This window comes from uncultured Porphyromonas sp. (genome assembly GCF_947254915.1).
In the GTDB taxonomy this organism is placed as follows: domain Bacteria; phylum Bacteroidota; class Bacteroidia; order Bacteroidales; family Porphyromonadaceae; genus Porphyromonas.
This window is the reverse complement of record NZ_CAMYEZ010000156.1, coordinates 1-3,315: the sequence shown is the minus strand read 5'-3', so window position 1 is coordinate 3,315 and position 3,315 is coordinate 1. Positions and strand designations below refer to the sequence as shown.

Sequence of the window (3,315 nt, the reverse complement as noted above, 5' to 3'; positions counted from 1 at the left end):
GGACGCTCTTGCAACTTTGAAATTAAGTGTGTATATTTGCGAAATGAGGGGGTGCAGGTGCGACATGGATGTTTTGCAGGCAACCCACACTAGGCAGAAGACTATTCATTCACTACACATTTGAACTATGATAATAGGCGTACCTAAAGAAATTATGCACGATGAGGCTCGCGTAGCAGCGAGCCCCGAAGCAGTCAAGCAGTATGTCGCTGATGGACACACTGTACTATTTGAGCGTGGAGCTGGCGAAGGCGCAGCATATCACGACGAGGACTATCAGGCAGCTGGCGCTGAGCTGATACAAGGGCCAGAGGAGATCTTCCGCCGCGCGGAGATCATCATCAAGGTCAAGGAGCCACTCTTCAACGAGCAGCTCGGCAAGCATGAGATCGACATGATGCACAAGGGGCAGTACCTCATCACTTTCATTCACCCCGCCTCTCCTGTGAACCATGACATGGTACGCAAGATGGCTGCGCAGGGCGTCATCGGTCTCACCCTCGATGGTGTGCCTCGTATCTCTCGTGCGCAAAACCTTGATGCCCTCACCTCTATGAGTACTTGCGCGGGCTACAAGGGTATCCTGATGGCTGCGAACGATCTCTCTTTCTTCATGCCACAGATGTTTACCGCTGTCGGTAAGATTGACCCCGCCAAGGTGCTCGTCATCGGTGTCGGCGTAGCTGGTCTACAGGCACTCGCTACGGCTCGTCGTCTAGGCTGTATCACTTACGCAGCTGATATCCGTCCCGCAGCGTCTGAGCAGGCAACGAGTCTAGGTGCTAAGCCTATTGATCTAGGTATCCCCGCTGACAAAGCTGTCGCTCCTGGTGGCTATGCGCTACACCTGAGCCCCGAGCTACTAGAGCATGAGCGCAAGGTGCTAGCTGAGCATGTCAAGGACATGGACGTCATCTTCTGTAGCGCCCTCGTACCAGGCAAGATCGCTCCCGTGGTCATCACCGAGGAGATGGTCAAGTCGATGAAGCCCGGCTCTGTCATCGTTGATATCGCTATCGATCAGGGTGGTAACTGCGCTATCACGACTCCAGGCGAGCGTGACGTCAAGCACCACGTGGTCATCGAGGGTATCAAGAATATCCCTGGTATGCTTCCACAGAGCGCTACCTGGATGTTTTCGCAAAACATGTACAACCTCGTCAAGTACCTCGTCAAGGATGGCAAGATGCACCTTGACATGAGCGATCAGATCACCTCTTCTATCGTCGTCACGACCGAGGCTGGTGAGATCATCCACGAGGGTACCCTTGAGGCTATGGGACTCAAGAAGTAGCCTAGATTGAAGGAACTTGACTTCCCGCCCACTTTCTAGAGGTTAGACGTCAGAATATATGATTCTAATGGGTCATACTCTGACTTCTAACCTCTACTTTCTAAATCTCCAACCTCTCATCTCTAATCTCTAACCTCTACTCTCTCAATGAACCCACTGATCCTCGTCGCCATCTTCCTTGTGGCGACCTTCGTCGGCTACAAGCTCATCAGCAATGTGCCTAGCTTGTTGCACACCCCCCTCATGTCGGGGATGAACGCCCTGAGCGGCGTCACCATCACGGGCGCACTCGCAGCCACAGCCACAGCTATCATAGCTCCAGACGGTAGTCTCTTCCAGCAAATCTTTGGAGTCGTAGCCGTCATCCTCGCCACCATCAATGTCGTCGGGGGCTTTGGCGTGACCAACCGCATGCTCCGTATGTTTACCAAAAACAAGAAAGGAGGCAAGGCATGAATACACTCATAGAGATCTCTAATCCCGTCTACTACGTCATCTGCGGGATCCTCAGCATACTCGTGCTCGCTGGCATCGCCATAATGAGCAAGGTCAAGAGCGCCGCTCGTGGTAACGCGCTCAGTGCTGCCGCCATGGGGCTAGGCGTCATCGTCACGCTTCTCAAGCTACAAGTCGTCACCTTCCCCTGGCTCATCGCAGGCATCCTCATAGGAGGTATCATCGGCGTCATACTCTACACACGAGTCAAGATGATTCAGATGCCACAGATGGTGGCTCTGCTCAACGGTATCGGCGGTGGCGCCTCGGCACTCGTCGGAGCTTTGACACTCTTCCAGCTTGAGGACAACGTACACTTCACGCTGGTCACCGCTTTCCTCGCTATCATCATCGGTATGCTCACCCTCGTCGGGAGCCTTGTCGCAGCGGGCAAGCTACATAGAGTACTGCCTCAGAAGTCGGTCGTCTGGCCGTTTCACAACGTAGCCACCTCGCTCACACTCGTCGTCGCCGTCTTCTTCCTACTCATCGGCACGATCAACTACCAGATGCCTACTGCCCTCCTCTACGCTATGATTGGCACGATGCTCTTCAGCGCGCTCTTCGGGCTTTACTTCTCCATACGTGTGGGCGGTGCCGACATGCCGATCACCATCAGCCTGCTCAACTCCCTGAGCGGTGTGGCTGGCGCTATCGCTGGTATGGCCATTGGCGACATCTTCCTCGTCGCTGTCGGCGGTGTCGTTGGCGCTTCGGGCCTCCTCCTCACGCAGATCATGTGCCGTGCGATGAACCGCTCGCTCATCAACATCCTCATCCCTCACGGCAAGGCAAAAGCTCCCGCCAAGCCTGCCACAGCTACCCCAAAAGCTCCCGCTGCGCCTCAGCCTAAGCAAGAAAGCTCTCCTATCGACCAAGCTGTTGCGATGCTCCGTGGCGCTAAGCGCGTCATCATCGTGCCGGGCTACGGTATGGCTCTAGCACAAGCGCAGCAGGAGGTCAAGCAGTTGGCCGACAAGCTCGCTCGAAACGGTGCCGATGTCAAGTACGCCATCCACCCTGTCGCTGGTCGTATGCCGGGACATATGAACGTACTCCTCGCTGAGGCCAACGTTGACTACGACAGTCTCTACGAAATGGAGGCGATCAACGATCAGTTTGCCAATACCGACGCCGTTATCGTCATCGGGGCCAACGACGTCCTCAACCCTGCCGCCCGCAATGCTGAGGGAACACCTATCTACGGTATGCCAGTTCTCAATGTGGATCAGGCGAAGCAGGTCATTATCTGCAACTACGACCTCAAACCTGGCTACGCTGGTGTCGAGAACCCGCTCTACAGCCGTGGCGAAGGCGTAGCCCTTTGTCTAGGCGATGCTAAGGCTACGATCGATCAGATTCTCTCTGGGCTGGACAGCTCCGCAGCTACCGCACAGCCCGCTAGCAGCAGTTCCGCTAGCGATCCTATTTCACAGGCTGCTGGCATGCTCCGTGGCGCTAAGCGCGTCATCATCGTGCCAGGCTACGGTATGGCTCTAGCACAAGCGCAGCAGGAGGTCAAGCAG

Annotated in this window: 3 protein-coding genes; all 3 read left to right on the top strand. The window is 55.4% G+C overall.

All coding sequences use genetic code 11. The annotated features are described in order from the left end of the window. Nucleotides 1–127 precede the first annotated feature (127 nt). Complete coding sequence (locus Q0X57_RS07905; protein ID WP_297729913.1) at nucleotides 128–1,294, top strand: NAD(P) transhydrogenase subunit alpha; 1,167 nt, start codon at nucleotides 128–130, stop codon at nucleotides 1,292–1,294. Between the two features lie 147 nt (nucleotides 1,295–1,441). Then, nucleotides 1,442–1,750: an NAD(P) transhydrogenase subunit alpha gene (locus Q0X57_RS07900; protein ID WP_007365250.1), complete on the top strand. Its 309-nt coding sequence runs from the start codon at nucleotides 1,442–1,444 to the stop codon at nucleotides 1,748–1,750. Further along, on the top strand, nucleotides 1,747–3,315 hold a 1,569-nt coding region (locus Q0X57_RS07895), incomplete at its 3' end, for an NAD(P)(+) transhydrogenase (Re/Si-specific) subunit beta (protein WP_297729911.1). The genes Q0X57_RS07900 and Q0X57_RS07895, both read left to right, overlap by 4 nt.

What these genes read in the sequence shown, in the direction of transcription:
- Q0X57_RS07905 (WP_297729913.1), top strand. Translation starts at nt 128, where the DNA reads ATGATAATAGGCGTACCTAAAGAAATTATGCACGATGAGGCTCGCGTA.
- Q0X57_RS07900 (WP_007365250.1), top strand. Translation starts at nt 1,442, where the DNA reads ATGAACCCACTGATCCTCGTCGCCATCTTCCTTGTGGCGACCTTCGTC.